12 protein-coding genes are annotated in these 16,379 nt (G+C 58.3%); 7 read left to right on the forward strand and 5 right to left on the reverse strand.

The window, feature by feature from the left end:
• Positions 1-32 precede the first annotated feature (32 nt).
• Both CFB04_RS06890 and CFB04_RS06895 read right to left on the reverse strand, forming a co-directional pair.
• Positions 33-2,699, reverse strand: coding sequence for a response regulator (locus CFB04_RS06890; protein ID WP_088534587.1), 2,667 nt, complete (start codon positions 2,697-2,699; stop codon positions 33-35).
• Positions 2,700-2,807: 108 nt separating this feature from the next.
• Positions 2,808-3,260, reverse strand: coding sequence for a DUF2147 domain-containing protein (locus CFB04_RS06895; protein ID WP_088534588.1), 453 nt, complete (start codon positions 3,258-3,260; stop codon positions 2,808-2,810).
• A 147-nt stretch (positions 3,261-3,407) separates the two neighbouring features.
• Here CFB04_RS06895 and CFB04_RS06900 point away from each other — a divergent pair, with 147 nt between their 5' ends.
• The 4 genes from CFB04_RS06900 (at position 3,408) to CFB04_RS06915 (ending at position 7,941) form a co-directional block, all read left to right on the forward strand.
• Complete coding sequence (locus CFB04_RS06900; protein WP_088534589.1) at positions 3,408-4,835, forward strand: cobalamin-dependent protein; 1,428 nt, start codon at positions 3,408-3,410, stop codon at positions 4,833-4,835.
• A gap of 67 nt (positions 4,836-4,902) precedes the next feature.
• Entirely contained in the window at positions 4,903-5,613 is a 711-nt protein-coding gene (locus tag CFB04_RS06905) for a methyltransferase domain-containing protein (RefSeq protein WP_088534590.1), read from the forward strand.
• Positions 5,610-6,830, forward strand: a complete 1,221-nt coding sequence (locus CFB04_RS06910) for a U32 family peptidase (protein WP_088534591.1) — start codon at positions 5,610-5,612, stop codon at positions 6,828-6,830. The genes CFB04_RS06905 and CFB04_RS06910 overlap by 4 nt, the downstream gene beginning before the upstream one ends.
• A 4-nt stretch (positions 6,831-6,834) precedes the next feature.
• Positions 6,835-7,941: a type III polyketide synthase gene (locus CFB04_RS06915; protein WP_088534592.1), complete on the forward strand. Its 1,107-nt coding sequence runs from the start codon at positions 6,835-6,837 to the stop codon at positions 7,939-7,941.
• On the opposite strand, the gene CFB04_RS06920 is transcribed toward CFB04_RS06915, so the two are convergent.
• Both CFB04_RS06920 and CFB04_RS06925 read right to left on the reverse strand, forming a co-directional pair.
• Positions 7,919-9,331, reverse strand: a complete 1,413-nt coding sequence (locus CFB04_RS06920) for a radical SAM protein (RefSeq protein WP_088534593.1) — start codon at positions 9,329-9,331, stop codon at positions 7,919-7,921. The two genes, CFB04_RS06915 and CFB04_RS06920, sit on opposite strands and share 23 nt — an antisense overlap.
• A 138-nt stretch (positions 9,332-9,469) precedes the next feature.
• Complete coding sequence (locus tag CFB04_RS06925; RefSeq protein ID WP_088534594.1) at positions 9,470-12,457, reverse strand: PAS domain S-box protein; 2,988 nt, start codon at positions 12,455-12,457, stop codon at positions 9,470-9,472.
• A gap of 214 nt (positions 12,458-12,671) precedes the next feature.
• On the opposite strand from CFB04_RS06925, the gene CFB04_RS06930 reads away from it, so the two are divergent.
• Both CFB04_RS06930 and CFB04_RS06935 read left to right on the forward strand, forming a co-directional pair.
• Positions 12,672-13,616 (forward strand): DUF523 and DUF1722 domain-containing protein, encoded by a 945-nt coding sequence (locus CFB04_RS06930; RefSeq protein ID WP_088534595.1) that lies wholly within the window; start codon positions 12,672-12,674, stop codon positions 13,614-13,616.
• 22 nt (positions 13,617-13,638) lie between these two features.
• Positions 13,639-14,034, forward strand: coding sequence for an OsmC family protein (locus tag CFB04_RS06935; RefSeq protein ID WP_088534596.1), 396 nt, complete (start codon positions 13,639-13,641; stop codon positions 14,032-14,034).
• 35 nt (positions 14,035-14,069) lie between these two features.
• Here CFB04_RS06935 and CFB04_RS06940 read toward each other — a convergent pair whose 3' ends face one another.
• Entirely contained in the window at positions 14,070-14,534 is a 465-nt protein-coding gene (locus CFB04_RS06940) for a metallophosphoesterase family protein (RefSeq protein WP_088536732.1), read from the reverse strand.
• A 223-nt stretch (positions 14,535-14,757) separates the two neighbouring features.
• On the opposite strand from CFB04_RS06940, the gene CFB04_RS06945 reads away from it, so the two are divergent.
• The gene (locus tag CFB04_RS06945) at positions 14,758-16,101 is read left to right on the forward strand and encodes a serine hydrolase (protein WP_088534597.1); all 1,344 of its coding nucleotides are present in this window, start codon (positions 14,758-14,760) and stop codon (positions 16,099-16,101) included.
• The last annotated feature ends 278 nt before the right edge of the window (positions 16,102-16,379 follow it).

A 16,379-nucleotide genomic window follows, 5' to 3' on the forward strand; every position in this document is an offset into this window, starting at 1 on the left:
CCAACCTTTCCCAAAGCCCCTTGGCCGCGCCTTCACAAGCTCCGCCCCTCCTGCCCCGGTACGCTTTCTCCGCTGAGAAGCCGATGAAGCTTCTGCTTCAGTTGCTCCATCCCGAAGGGCTTCTGAATGAATTCGATATGGGTCGCATTCAGGAACTGTTTCCCCACCTCTTGCTCGTGATAGCCGCTCGACAGCAAAATCGGCACATCCGGGTCAAGACCCCTTATTTCGGCCAGTGCTTCCTTCCCATCCAGATGCGGCATCGTGAGGTCAAGAAGGATGCACCTGACCTCGTCTCTTCGCGATTCGAAGACCCTTATACCCTCAGCACCATCTGCTGCCGTGAGGACGTCATAGCCTAAGGCCTGCAGCATCTCTTTTCCCAGGCTGCGGATCGACTCCTCATCATCGACAAGCAGCACCGTACCGCTTGCAGGTGCGGCATCCGACGTGGGGGGAGGCGGGAGAACTTCGGGAGCCGGCTCGGCCGGAACGGGAAGAAGCACTCTGAAGGAAGCTCCCCTCCCCTTCTCGCTCCTGACCAGGATAGTCCCCTTGTGGCCCCGGACAATGCCGAGGACCGTCGCCATCCCCAAGCCTCTCCCCGTAAACTTGGTGGAGAAGAAAGGATCGAATATCTTCCCCATTACCTCCGGATCGATGCCGGGACCGGTATCGGAAACCTCCAGATACACATAGGAACCTTCGGGAAGCTGTTCAACCAGCCACCCCTGGGAAAAACAAGCAGCATCGCATTCGATGCGGCCCGCAGAGACATGGATATCCCCCACCGCATCGCCAAGGGCTTCGGAAGCGTTGATGACGAGGTTCATGATGACCTGACGGAGTTGCGTCGCGTCGGCTTCGATCAGAGGCAGCTCGGAGGAGAAGCTGAGATGAAGGGCGGCTTTTTTCGATATCGACACCTCCAGAAGTTCCGTCATTTCCTCCACGACAGCCCGCAGGCTCACCGGCTCGACCTGAAAGTGCCCCTTACCTGAATATGCGAGCATCTGCCGCGCCAGGTCCGCCGCCCTGCGTGCCGCTTTTTCGATCTGCCTGATGTTCTCCTGTGCGGGAGATTGAGGGTCCGTGTGTATGAGCGCCATGTCGGCGTTCCCGAGGACCGCCATCAGAATGTTGTTGAAATCGTGTGCAATGCCGCCGGCCAGTACCCCCAGGCTCTCCAGCTTCTGCACATGGAGCATCTGCGATTGAATCAGTTTTTTCTCGTCTTCCAGGGTTTTCTTTTCAGAGACGTCCATGGCGATCACAAGCAGATGAGGGACGCCGTCATTCTCGAACCTGGAAAAGAGGCACTCAAGACAGACGGACTTCTTAAAGGAGCTGGCAAAGCACTTCTCCGCGCGTCGGGTAACGCCGTCAGCCAAAACCGATTCCGCCGTCAGGTCGAACCCCGTTTCCCGCCACGATGCTATGGTTCTGAAGTTCTGGGCCTCAATCTCCGCAACCGAACCGCCGATCATTCGTGCAACTGCATCGTTTGCAAGAACGCATTTTCCCGAAGCCCCCTCGTAAACCAGTATACCCGTCGGAGAAGATGCCAGTAGCGTACGGACGAATGAAAGCACCCGATTGGTGATCTGTTCCGCCTTCTTTCGCTCGTTCAGCTCCATATTCAGCTGTTCGTTCGCCGTGCAGAGCTCTACGGTCCTCTCCGCAACACGCTCCTCCAGGTCCCTGTTGGCCCGCCTCAACTCCTCTTCCGCCTGCTGCTCGTTCTTCCACTTGAGGAATATCACCCTGGAAGAGTAGAGCGTACCCAGCGCAAACAGCACGACCAGAGACGACATGGTGAAAAGATCCCGCCACCAGTCGGCCAGGTAATCGCCGGTAGCCCGTCCGACATTGACGTAGAGAGGATACTTCGGCAACTTCCGGTACGAAAACATCCGTTTCACATCGTCCAGGCTGCCGGAAGTGAGATATGTTCCGGAAGTGTGTCCCTGCTGGATCAGGCTGCGAAATTCACGGGAGACCTTTCTGCTGTTTATCGTGACCGTCCCTCCCTCGGCAGAAGGGTACCGTGCTACCACGTTTAGTTGAGCATCACGCAGCGTCACTACGGGATCGCTCCCAAGTTCGAAGGAAGCAAAGAGACCGGTCAGCAGATCTATGGGGATGGTACCCTGAACGACACCGGCAAAGGAACCATCGGGCGCATCGATCCTGCGTGCGAACCCGAGGAGCCACCTTTTGCTAACCACGCCGAAGACGGGCCTGGAAATCACCAGTCCTGCATTCGGGTCTTGCCGCAACCGGATGAAATAATCCCGGTCGGAGATATTGAAGGTGCCCGACCCGTTTTCATAGCTGATGTTCCCGGCCTCGTCAGACACCCGAAGGCTGTATAGCTCGGCGACCCGCTCCCGCTGACTGTCAACAAACCGCACGAAAGAGGCTGCATCCATACCGCCGTTGCGTATCTGCCTCTGGGTCTCATCCGCCACCGTGCGCAACACTATATCGATCTTGTCGATCATGCCGCTCAGGCTGGTTTCCAGAGCTCCGGCAAGGTTCTGGGTCTGCGTTCTCACCCGGGATTCATGCTGCTGCCGGCTCTGAAAGACCGAAACACCTGCAAGGAGGAGGACGAACAGGTTTGCTGCAAGTACACCGAGAACCAGGCGTACAACAAAAGCCCGTTGAGCATCAGTTTTTATATCCGGTCCAGGCATAGAGGGTCCAATTGTTAACATAGAAGGATTACTTTGAGAACCTATTATGATCACTCCCCACGCATCGGGAGAAATTCCGGTCAAGAACCGGCTCAAGTGACATAGCGTCTATTTCGTCCAGACAGTGCTCCTGCCGAACAGCGGGATTCCGATATAGCCCCTCAACTCCAGACGGCGGGGAGACACCAGCCTGATCTCGCTTTTGTAGGTCGCACCCGACTCCGGATCATAAATGCGCCCCTTCTCCCATAACCCATCACCAGCATAGCGGAACCCTTCCATTATCTGCAAGCCAAGCAGAGGACGATTCCGAAGCGCCGGGTCAGGGTTTTCCCTGTCCACCCGCGGCCTTCCCCCCATCCCTTCTTCGTCGTCGGGCGGATATTCCGGCATGCCGAGCCATACGATCTTCCCGCAATAGTGGAAACCGCAGCGATAGATGTCTATTTTCGCCCTGCCATCCTCGCTGTTCCATCTCCCTGTAATGCTTTCCGCACCCTCTCCAAACGCGCAAACTGCCGCAATACAAATAGCCGCCACCATGGCGAGGCTTTTGACCATGCCGTGTCCTCCCTTCGAGAAGTTGCTCGCGCCACCGTACCACAATCATTGTGCAAAGCGTCTCGAAGTCAATGGCCGGCCGCAGAGATCGACCTTGCGTAGCGGGCATCCTCGTTTATCATTGTTTCGGCACACTGCGGGGAAATCATGACTCAAAGGATACTGTTGATAAGCACCAACCGGGAACTGGCGCCGCAACCGGTCCTGCCGGCCGGGGCGGCGTTGGTCGCCCAGGCCCTTCAGGTCGCGGGATTCCAGGTCCGCCTTCTTGACCTCTGCTTCGAAAAGCGGCCGCTCAGGCGGATCGACGACACCCTGAGAACCTTCGGGCCCGACGGCATCGGGATATCCCTCCGGAACCTCGACAACTGCGACCTTCTGTCACCCCGATCATACCTGCACGAGGTGAAGGAAGTTGTCGACTTCCTGAAGAGCCGCACCGATGCCCCTGTATTGATCGGTGGTGCTGGAGTGAGCATCATGCCCCGGCGGGTACTCGAATTTCTGGAACTGGATTACGCAGTTGCCGGGGAGGGGGAGGCTGCTGCGGTTATGTTCTTTCAGGCCGGTGGAGCGGAGGAACGATCGCGGATACCCGGCGTCGTGTGCAGGAGGGAAGAAGCCGCCCCGGAGGCCGGCGAGCACCTGGGCCGAATCGGCGTGATGCCGCGGCTGCATCGATGGGTGGATACGAAGCTGTACCTGCGGTTCGAACCGGTCATCCCGGTACAGGGGAAGCGGGGATGCGCGAATCGCTGCCTCTACTGCACCTATCCCGCAATCGAGGGGAACCGATGGCGGTGCAGGGACCCCGGAGAGGTGGCAGAGGAAATCGAAGCAGCGATGGCCGCCGGAGGGATGGAGTTCGAGTTCGTGGACAGCGTCTTCAATCAGCCGGAGGGATACATGGAGATGCTGCTGGAAAAAATTATACGGAGCCGGATCCGGGCCCGCTTCCATGTCTCATCCCTCTCCCCATCCGGATTGACCGGTTCGCAGGTGCGGCTCATGGAAAGGGCCGGAGTGGTCTCGGTGGTGATCACGCCGGAAGCCGCCTCGGATGCAACCCTGGCTGCGCTTCGCAAAGGGTTCACCGCAGCAGAGGTCGCCCGCGCCGCCTTTCTCCTCTCCGGATCAGGCATCCGTGCGCTCTGGTGTTTTCTGCTCGGGGGGCCGGAGGAGGATGAAAATACCCTGGCGGAAACCATTGCCTTCATGAACCGGAAGATACCGGGAAAGGACAGGGCCTTCATCACTACCGGTATCCGGATCTATCCAGGCACCGGCATGCATGAGACGGCTCTGCGGGAGGAGGTCGTATCCCCGGCAGAGGATCTCCTTATGCCGGCCTTCTACTTCACGCCCCGGCTCACCCTCAAGCAGGCGCAGAAAATGCTGCGCTACGGCATTGAGGCCCAGGAACGCTGCATATTCCCGTCCGACACCAGACTCGGGCCTGTGGGAGCATTCCGCCGCCTGGGCGCGGCACTGAAGCTGCCCACCCCCTTCTGGCGGTACTCCTCGTCCCTGAACAGGCTGATGCAAAGGAGCCGGGTCATTAACCGTTCCTGGTGATGTGGCGCCTCGGGAAAATGATGGTACTATCAATTAAGCTCGGCACCCCCTCCAGGCGAGGATTCCCATGCTCCCCACCCCGAAGCGCAGGACCGAACGCGAACTGCTGGACCTCCCCCATGAAGCATACGCATTCGAGGAACTGGAGGGAAGCCTCAAGGACATCAGCATCGTAAACAGGTACCTGGGAGACACCCTTGCGGTGCTGAAGCATCTTTCGGCGATGACCGGGGGGGCGAGCGGACGGATGACACTGCTGGATGTGGGGACAGGTTCGGCGGACATACCGGCCGCCATAGCCGGATGGTGTCGAAACCGAGGAGTCGGAATCGAGATAACGGGAATCGACAACAATCCACACACCGTCGGAATAGCGCGGAAAAAGACCGGCCATATCCCCGAAATCCGCATTGCGGTTGCTGACGGGCTCGACCTGCCGTATCCCGACCGCAGCTTCGATTACGTTATCTGCTGCAAGACCCTCCACCACTTCGCAGATGAAGAGGCGGTGCAGCTCATCAGGGAAACGGCGAGGGTCGCGAGGAGGGGATACCTGATCCTCGATCTTCGGCGCAGTTGGACGGCGTGTTTCCTGATAAGCATCCTCACGAGGCTCTTCACCCGTAACCGGCTCACACGAAATGACGGCCCCCTCTCCGTCCTGAGAAGCTACACTCCTGCCGAGCTTGCATCACTCGCCTCCTGCGCCGGCGTCCCTGCGTTCACAATTCACCGGGAGCCGTTCTGGCTGATGGTACTGAGAGGAGAGGCCGTGTGATATTTTCAGTAGCAACGAATTTCAGGTCAGATTTTCTCGACGCCATGAAAGGCTTGCCGGTGGCGGAGCTCTTCGGAAAGCTCCCCGCCGACAGCATCGGCGGGGGGCGCGCCTCTTTCATGCTTTCCCCCCTCGGCCGGAAGGAGTTCAAGGAGCACGTACGGCTGGCCGCAGAACGCGGCATAGGCTTCAACTATCTGGTCAATCCGGCATGCATGGACAACAGGGAGTACACCCGCAAAGGTCAGGCGGATCTGGAGCGCCTACTGGGTTTCATCGAGGAAGCCGGCGTCACTGCCGTAACGGTTTCCCTTCCCTTCCTGCTCCCCATAATCAAAAAGCGGCACCCACGGCTTAAAGTGAGAATCGGGGTGTATGCCCGCGTGGACAGCGTCGCCAAGGCACGATACTGGGAGGATCTGGGCGCCGACTGCATCACCCTGGAATCGATCTCGGTCAACCGCAACTTTCCGCTGCTGGCGGCTATACGGCGAAGCGTCCGGCTGGAGCTCCAGCTGATAGCCAACTCCAATTGCCTCATCTTCTGTCCGCTTTCGGGGCAGCACATGGTAAACCTCTCGCACGCCTCCCAGAAGGGGCACTCCAGCCGCGGCTTCATGATCGACTACTGCGCTCTCAGCTGCTCATTCCACAAACTCGCCGACCCCTCCCACTATCTGCGGTCCGAATTCATCAGGCCGGAGGACATCCACCTGTACGAGGAGCTGGGATACACCTCCTTCAAGATCCTCGAAAGGGGTGCGCCGACCGCTCTCATGGAAAAGCGTGTTCGCGCCTATGCCGAGCGCAGCTTCGAAGGTAATCTGCTCGACCTGATCCAGCCGTACGGTTACAGGGGGAAACCGGGCTCCGGACTTGGAGGCATGAGGGATATCGGGAGGTTTCTAAGGTATTTCTTCAGACCGCGGACCATCAGCACATCGGGGATGCTGAAGCTGAAAACGCTTGCGGAAAAACGAGGGCTGATCGCGGCGACGGAAGGGGAGCCGGTCCGCATAGACAACAGGGCGCTGGACGGGTTTATTAGGGGAATTAAGGAGATCGACTGCCGGAGTACTGGATGCAGTGAGTGCGGCTACTGTGCGGCATGGACCGAAAGGGCCGTCACAGTGGACGAGACGTACCGTTCGGAGATGCTTAGGCTATACTCGGAGGCGTTCAACGACATGTATTCGGGAAAGCTGTGGAGGCACTGAATCGATGGGCACCGCAAAAGCTTACATAGCTTCCATTGCTGCCGTGGCTCCTGCCTTCAGCGCGGACCAGCAGTTCGTTGCCGACCTGATCCGGGACCGGTACTCCGCGATGCTGACCCCCCGTAGCCAGGGGCTGATCCGGGCCACCTTTTCGCACCCCAGCATCCGGAAACGACACTTCGCCCTGGACGACCCGTTACGCGTCATCGACGAATCTCCTGACGAAAGAATCGCCAGGTTCACCGAAAAGTCGATAGAGCTGTCTGGGGAGGCTGTTGCAAGCGCACTGGACAGGGCCGGCCTGGGAGTCGCCGACGTCAGGGGGCTCGTGGTCAACACCTGCACGGGCTACATCTGCCCCGGCATATCCACCTATCTCCTTGAAAGGCTGGGGCTCCCCCGCAGCACCAGGGTGTACGACATGGTGGGGAGCGGCTGCGGCGGCGCCCTCCCGAACCTTCAGGTGGCCGAATCGATACTCGGAACCACCGGAGGCGCCGTGGTGAGCGTGGCCGTCGAGATATGCAGTGCCGTCTTTCAGATGGACAACAGCCTGAGCCTGATCATGTCCAACGCGATCTTCTCCGACGGAGCGGCTGCGGCTGTCCTATGGGAGAGGCCGGAGGGGCTGGAGCTGGTTGCTTCCGCATCACGATACGTCCCCGAGAAACGTGACGATATACGCTTCGTTCACCGGCAGGGACAACTTCACAACCAGCTCTCCCTGAACCTGCCGGGGGTCGTCAAGGTTGCCGCCGCGGAGGCCGTCGGTGAGGTTCTCTCCTGCCGGAGCCTTACGCCCGGCGACATCCGGCACTGGGCGCTCCACACCGGAGGGGAAAAGATCATCAACGCGGTGCGGGACGAAATAGGCATTCCGGAGGAGCGGCTCCGGGCAACCCGCCGCATATTGGAAGAGTATGGCAATATGTCGTCTCCCACAGTCTGGTTCGTTCTCGACGAACTGCTCCGGGAGGGGGTCCCTCCGGGAGACTGGTGTCTGATGGCTGCCTACGGAGCCGGCCTTTCGGCCCATGCTTACCTGCTGAAAAAATCCCCGGTAACTGCAGGCCCTTCGAACAGATTCCTCAGAACGTATGCCGGGATCTGAACTGGTCCCCACTGAACCAGCCACGTATATGCTCAAGGGCGCTCAGCAGGACCTTCAGCGCCCCCTTCTCCCTCTTCCTCACGAAGTAATTCCCCCTGAACATCGACGGGCTGAAGAAGATCTTTATGTTCTCCCAGTTCATGATGCGGTTAAGCTGCTTCAGGGTAAGGTGCCTTGTGCGGACGTTGCAGATGAAGCCGGTATACCTGCTCAGATCGTCATGGTTTTCGACAAGTGCGGCATCAAGCAGCTCCTTCCGGATGACCGTTCCCGGATACGGCGTTACGCACTGGACGTACGGAAGATCCACCTTGAGCCTTCTGGCGACACGAAACACCTCACGGACATCCTCCCGGGTATCCTCCGGGTTGCCTACTATGAGCCCGCCCATGACGGCAATCCCGTGCGCCCTCAAGAGGGCTACCGCCCGCTCGGTCTTCTCCCGGATGTCCCCTTTCCTGAAGCGGCGCAGAGTCTCCTCACGCACCGCTTCTATACCCAGGAAAACGAGCCTGAAATTCGCCCGCGCCAGCACGGGAATCAGTTCCGGGTCTGCGACGATCCCCTCAACTGATGCCTGCACCAGATATTCCATTGCGTTTAGACCGTTTTCGATTATCGCTTCCCCAAGGCGCCGGAAACGGAGCGGGTCAAGAGTGACGTTATCGTCCACAAGCAGCACCGTCTCCGTCCCATGCCGCTGCAGCTCCTTCAGGTCCGCGATCACCCGGGAAAGAGGAAACCGGCGGAAGCTCGTACCGTACATTCCGTTGATGGAGCAGAAAGTACACGGCATCGTGCAGCCGCGGGATGTCTCCACACAGTCCATCTTTCGTCCGAAATATGTGAATCCGTCCAGAACGCGGGCCTTCCTGTCGGGTAGAGGAAGGCGCTCAAGATCGAGAAGGCAGCCCGCCGGGTTGTGAATGAAGCCTTCCTCCCGCGCCCATGAAAGTCCCGGCACCGATTCGTAACCTCTATCCCTCTCCAGGGCCTCCACCAGCAAAGGAAAAGCCCCCTCTCCCTCCCCGCGGATGAGGAAGTCGAAAGGCGCGCCCCGCGGCGTCAGTTCACCGCCGGCAAGTGTCGCGTGATAGCCCCCCAGGACAATCTTCGCTTCCGGGACCGAAGCCCTGCAGATGCCGGCCACCTCGACGGCGCTCCGGTACTGGAAGCTCATGCTGCTTATTCCGATCAGATCGGGACGGAATTCCTGCAGAAATTTATGAAGCCAGGGGCGTATCCTCCGGTGGACGAGAACCAGGTCCACGATCTTTACCTGGTGCCCCGGCAGGTTCCCGGCAATGGAGCAAAGACCGAGATTCGGCACTTTTATTATGCGATTGAAATTGTTCGCCGCATCGGGCATTGCCAGAAGGAGAACTCTCATCAGCCATCCTTGCGATTGCTTGCGCTGCTCGTTTGATCATTATAGGGTACGGGAGGGGGAAGGCAAACGGCGTGAGCTGAATTTGAGGCAGAGGCAGGGCTTGAAGCGGGAGTAGCAGCAATTCCGGGTCAGTGAAGCTTACGAAATGACATTCTCGACCTTCTGCAACAGGTCGTGCACGGTGAAGGGCTTGTGGATGAAACTGACCCCTTCTTTCAGGACGCCATGGTGAACTATGACGCTATCGGTATGACCCGACATGTAAAGAACCGGCAGGGCGGGATGTACCTCAAGCAGTCGGGTATGCAGCTCCGGGCCGTTCATGTGCGGCATCACCACGTCCGTAACCAGCAGGTCCACCATCCGGTCCGCCGCTATCTCAAGAGCCTGAAGCGGGTTCTCCGCCAGAAGGACATTGAACCCCTGCATGAGCAATATCTCGTTAGCAAGCTGACGAACCATTTCATTGTCCTCGACGAGCAGGACCGTGCAGCCCTTCCCGCCCCTGCGGGTGCCGTCTCTCGCCGGGGCATCCGCCTCAAGCACCTTCTCCGCGACCAGCGGAAAAAAGATCTTGAAGACAGTCCCTCTGCCGGGCTCGCTGTAGGTCCAGATACTGCCGCCGTGCTGCTTGACGAGGCCGTACACTGTTGCGAGGCCGAGGCCGGTACCATGACCTTTCGTGGTAAAGAAGGGCTCGAAAACATTCTTCACCGTCTCCTCGTCCATTCCGCACCCGTTGTCGGTGACTGCGAGCATGACGTACTCCCCCGGGACCATACCCGGATGCTGCCGGGCGTACTCCTCATCGATCAGCACCGGAGCCGTCTCGAATGTTATGGTGCCGTGGCCGGATATGGCATCCTGGGCGTTGACAGCCAGATTCATGATGATCTGCTCCAGCTGGTTTCGGTCAGCCCTGATCCCGCAATGGTCCTGTGTCAGGAGCATTCTGATCTCGATATCCTCCCGGATTGTTCTGCGGAGGATGTCGTGGAAAGAGCTTATCACCTGGTTGAGATCCAGGGCCTTCATCTCCAGGATCTGTTTCCTGCCGAAGCCAAGGAGCTGCTGAACGAGCTTCTTCGCCTTGTGCGCCGCCAGCAGCATGCGCTCCATCTGCTGACCTTCGCTGCTCCCCTCCCGAAACCTCCCCCTGAGAATGTCGGCGTAGCCGATGATAGGGGTGAGGAGGTTGTTGAAATCGTGGGCGATTCCTCCTGCGAGCCTGCCTATGGATTCGAGCTTCTGGGACTGGTTCAGCTGTTCGAGCAGTCGCTTTTTCTCCTCCTCCGCCTGCCTGTGCGAGGTCATGTCCCTGGCGATCGCACAGACATACTCCCTGTCGTTATACCGGAAGTAGTTGGCGGCCACCTCGACGGGGAAGACACTCCCATCCTTCCTGCGATGGAAGGCGGCAAGGTTTTTGCTCCCCGCCACCCTCATGTCTTCCCAGTACTGCTCCCATCTGGAGCTGCTGACTTCATTATCTATTTCGGAGACATGCCGTCCTATGAGGTCGGAGTATCTGTAGCCGAGCGTACTGCAGGCAGTTTCATTCACCTCCCAGATATGGCCGTCGGAAGAAACCCAGTAAACGCAGTCGGCGAAATTTTCGATGGTGAAATTCTTGAGTCTGAGATCTTCCTCCACATGTTTCCGCTCGGTTATGTCGCGCACTACCGCCAGTACCCGCCCCCGCCCGCCTATGGCGGTCGCGGACAGAACGACTTCACTGTAAAAACGGGATCCGTCCTTCCTGACGGAAATCCATTCGAAGCACTGAGGCTCGCCGCCCGAGGCACGCCCCATCAGACGCATGGCCTCATCCCTGGCGGAGGGGCGCTTACCGAAGCTCAGATCCTGCACGGAAAGCTGAATCAACTCCTCAGCAGTATACTGAAACATCTCCTCGGCGGCCCTGTTGACTTCGACTATCCTTCCCGTTTCTCCTTCATGAACAAAAAGTGCATCCTTGGTGGCATTGAAAATTTCACGATAATTGCTCTCCCGCCGGCGCAACGCCTCCTCGGCCGCCCGCTGCTTCTCTTCTCGTGCCGCCAGTTGCATTGCCATATCGTCAAAGGAACGGGCAAGCTCTCCCAGTTCCCCCCCCTCAACCACCGTCGCCACCCGGACATCCAGGTCTCCTGCCGCCAGCCGACGCGAAGCTGCCTGAAGCGCGCTTACTCGACCGATGATGGAATGCTCTCCCACTATCCAGCCGGCGGCGAGCGCCAGTGCGAGAAAGGCCGTAAGAACTATAAGATTGGCAATGATGGCATGGGTGCTTTCCGATACCACCGTCTCCACCGGAATCCCCACCCGGACATACATGTAGGATGTTGATTCGCCAGGAAGAAACAGCTTCCGGTACCCGAAAAAACGAGGAACCCCATCGAGGCCGGGAGCCATGAAAGTCCCCCGTTCGGCGCCGTTACGCATGATCTTCATAATCTCGGGGCGCTCGGGCGTCCCGATATACTGCCCTGGATTGAGCGCACTCTGGATTATGATACCGCGGTGGTCGGTCAAGATGTAAGAGGAGCCTTCCGGTAGCTTCGCCCGCTCAAACATTCTGCGGCAATAGTCGAGGTTGAAATTAAGCGCTATGACTCCCCCATATTCCCGGGTGGGAGTCTTGAAGGGATATCCGAAGCTCATCGTGGGCTGTTTGAATATTCTGCCGATGATATGTTCCCCGGAGGAGAACCGACCGGTGGAAATTGCATTGATGAAGTAACGGCGGTCGGCGACAGAAAAGCGATTGTTCAGCGGGACTGCAGATCCCCACATCTTTCCGGCCGGGTCGGCAATGAAGATGTTCAGATACTGGGGGCTGAACCGCAGCACGTCAGCCAGCAGCCGTTCGACGCGGACGCTATCCCGTTGCCTCACATCAGGTAGCTGCGCCAGGGTAACCAGCAGCTGTTCCGCTGCGCTCACCAGCGAGTCCTGCTCTGCAGCTATCCCTTCGGCCACTTTCCGGGCTTCCTCATATGATTCCGAGATAGCCGCACGGCGCTGCTGGAAGCCTGAAAACATGATGATTCCGGCAGCGGGAAGAGCCACGATGGCAACCACCAGGAATAGCTGCACTCTGAGAGACATGGCGAACAATTTCACAAAAGATCCTTCAATAGGAACTGCGGAGCCCCCACAGCAAAAAAATCGTCATGAGCGGTATCGGCAGAATGGTTAATTTTCTTTAGTCTTCACTCTCCGCCATTTACGGTGCGCCTGCGTCCTTTCCACCCGACCAGCGGAAGGATTAGCACTTGCCTCGGAAGGAGATTGTGCAATACTGGGATTGAACTTCTCATGAGTTGCGAGGAACTTTATGTCCACCTCCCCAGCCATCGGTGTAAGCGCCTGCCTCCTCGGCGAACGTGTCCGTTACGACGGAGGGCACAAGCTCGACCACTATGTCGCATCTCTCGGCAGGTTTTTCAGGCTGGTTCCTGTCTGTCCTGAAGTCGAATGCGGCATGCCGATTCCTCGCGAAGCCATGCGCCTGGAGGTTGATAACGATGTCATCCGGCTGGTCACCGTCCGGACGAAGCTCGACAAAACCGAGCAGATGCTCTCGTTCTGTGAATCCAAGGTCCGGGAGCTCGAGAAAGAAGAGCTGTGCGGCTTCATTTTCAAGAAAAACTCGCCCAGTTCGGGGTTGTTCCGGGTGAAGATATATGGTGACGGCGGAGTACGGAAAAGCGGAAGAGGTTTCTTTGCAGATGCAGTCGTTCGGCGTTTTCCTTTGCTGCCGGTGGAGGAGGAAGGACGCCTCAACGACCCCCTGATACGGGAAAACTTTATCGAACGTGCCTTTGCATGTCGGCGGTGGAAGGACTTCACCTCCGGGAATCCCGATGCCGGCAAGCTGGTCCGCTTCCACACCGAACACAAGCTGTTCATGTTGGCTCACTCTCCTCAGATCTACCGCGAAATGGGGAAGCTCGTCGCACAGGCAGGGGCATTCCCGCTGCCGGAGCTGTTACGACAGTACGAGAACCTGCTGATGAGCGGGAGCGCGTTGCAGGCAACGGTTAAGAAGAATACGAATGTGCTGATGCATGCAGCGGGATACTTCAAGAAGCGACTCTCCTCCGACGAAAAGGAGGAGCTGCTCCAGTTGATAAGCCAGTACCACGACCGGCTCATTCCCCTCATAGTCCCGGTCACTCTCCTCAAACATTACATCCGTAAGTTCGAGGAGGAATATTTGGAGAGACAGGTATACCTCTCCCCGGCTCCAGCCGAACTGATGCTGAGAAACCACGTATGATTTCAAAGTAAAAGGAGTTGGCATGGACATAATTGTGACATTTCCCGGAGGGAAAAAGGTCCTAGCAGAGGTTGACGGCAGGGAAATCATGACGGATCAGCCGGTATCCAGTGGGGGTGAAGGAAGCGCCCCGACCCCCTTCGACTATTTCCTCGCATCCGTCGGGACCTGTGCCGGAATTTACGCCCTGAGCTTCTGCCTGGAACGAAACATTCCGACCGAAGGAATGAAGGTGACACAACGGGCCGAATTTGCGGAAAGTGACGGAAAGAAGCGGCTGGCAAGGGTTTCGCTTGAAATCACGCTTCCCGACGGGTTTCCCGATAAGTATCGGAATGCCATCGTGAAATCCGCTGAGCTTTGCGCGGTAAAAAAGGCGATTTTCGATCCACCCGAATTCTCGGTTACCGCCACATAGCCACTGAATGCTTCGGAGCCGGCACGAAGGCCCCATCACTTCCCCTCTTCGAGAATGAGAATGTCGGCAGAAAGGCGGGTCCCCTCTACATGCAGGAGCGCCACCGCAGCCGGGAGCCTGAATCTGCGCGGCCCTGCGCTGCCGGGATTGAGATAGAGGACACCCTCCTTCTCCCGCACACGGGGGGTGTGGGAGTGCCCGCTGATCACACCACAAACACCAGCCGAAACAGGTTCAAGGTCGAGCATCTCCAGATCGTGCAGCACACACAGGCATGCAGACTCTACCAGGACAATCTCCCGATCTGGCAGCGCATCAGCCCACTGGCCGCGGTCGCAGTTGCCCCGCACCGCCACCACCGGCGCTATCCCCCGCAGTTCCTCCAGCACGGCCGGTGCCCCCACGTCCCCGGCGTGTATTATCAGATCGCTCCCCTGCAAAGCAGCGACGGCCGCAGGTCGAAGAACCCCGTGGGTGTCTGAAATCACGCCGATTTTCACCTTTTCCCCCGCTTTCAACTCAGGATGTCCGGAAACAGGAATCTAGCATATCAGGAATATGAGGGGTAGCAAAAAGTAATCGTCTTTAATCGTTCCGCGCGCCAGGACCCTACCGAAGTGTGACGGCCGTCACCGAATATCAAAGCTCATAAAGCTATAGTATCTCACCTGGCCGCCGATATGTAAGGAAGGTTCGGCAAGACTCCCCCAAGAAGGTTCCTGTATGCCTGTTCTCGCATTCATAGCCACAATTTGCCTGCTGCTGTTTCCGGCAGTCTCCCCTGCACAGGGAGAGACACCGGCTGCGGAGCGCGCCGCCACCATCGGCCTGGTTATGGAGCGAGCCATCGCCTCGAACCTGATTACGGGAGGCGTGGTCGTGGTCGGCAACCGCGACGGCATCATCCATACCGCGGCAAGCGGGCAGATGAGCAGGACACCCGGCGCTCCTTCCCTGAGCGATCGGACGATTTTCGATCTGGCATCTCTTACAAAAGCAGTGGCAACGGCTCCGGCAGTGATGAAGCTGGTCGATGAGGGGCGCATCTCCCTCCTGGACCCGCTCTCCCGGTGGTTCCCCGAGTTCCGGCGATCACCTCGGGCGAACGTGACCATCATCAACCTGCTTACCCACACGTCGGGCCTTGCCGACTTCGACCTGCGTCGCGGTGACGGCATCAAGACGGCAATCCGTAAAGCTGCAGCCGCAAGAATGAGGGAACCGGCCGGGAAAAGCTTCAACTACGCCGACATCAACTTCATTTTGCTTGGGGAACTCATCCAGAGGGCCTCCGGGAAAACCCTCGACAAATTTTGCCAGGAGGAAATCTTCGCCCCCATTGGAGCTACGGACACAATGTTTCTGCCGCCGCAAGGCCTTGCCGCCATGATCGCTCCGACGATAGATTACAGCAGCGGCGTAGTCCAGGACCGCAATGCCCGCCGCCTCGGCGGTGTTGCAGGGCACGCAGGCCTCTTCGGTTCCGCAAGGGATCTCGCCCTCTTTGCGCGTCTCATGCTGGGTGGAGGAACCATAGACGGAAAGCGTATCTTCTCGGAACGCGTCGTAAGCCAGATGACCACCCCCTATATCTCCGGCGGCAGTGTTCTGCGCGGCCTCGGGTGGGATATCACCTCGCCATATTCCGCGCCGAAGGGGGCGTTCTTTTCCGAATATTCATTCGGGCACACCGGCTACAGCGGCACCTCCATCTGGATCGACCCGAGACAGGACCTGTTCGTGGTTCTTCTTACCACGCGCCTGAACTACCGGGACACAAAGGTATTCAACCAGTTCCGGAGCGATGTCTCCACCATAGCTGCCGCCACCTTCAGGCCCTCCGGCGGACTTCCTTCAGTCCCAGCAACCGAAGTTGCCAAGGTTACAATGAATCTGATCCAGGCGACATATCAGCCGACACGGCCTGTCCGGGCCACGCGGACCGCCGGCACCCGCTCGCGCATAATTCAGGTAGCCTCCGCATCTCCTGAAAAACGATCAGCCTACATGAAGAAGTCCAGCAAGAAACAGAAACGCAAAGGTTACGTACGGAGCCGCCGGGCCTGATTTTCACGCCGCACCCGGTGCCGCACCACTTCTTGGCCCCTTTCGGGCTCCCCCACCTCATTCCTTTCCTCCCGACAGCATCATATGCTAACCCGCATTAACTGCAACCCTCGCCATCCCGGAACATTTGAGCACGCAGCAACCTCAGTCGAGCCTGACAGATGTTTAGCCGATGCAGAGCAGGGCGGCTAAACATGAGAGATAGCAGAGTTATCTCCTTGCCTCTCCCCCTATCTCATGGTATTTGTTTACGATTTCAACAGCAGGATCAGAGGTGC

Source organism: Geobacter sp. DSM 9736 (assembly GCF_900187405.1).
Taxonomy (GTDB): domain Bacteria; phylum Desulfobacterota; class Desulfuromonadia; order Geobacterales; family Geobacteraceae; genus DSM-9736.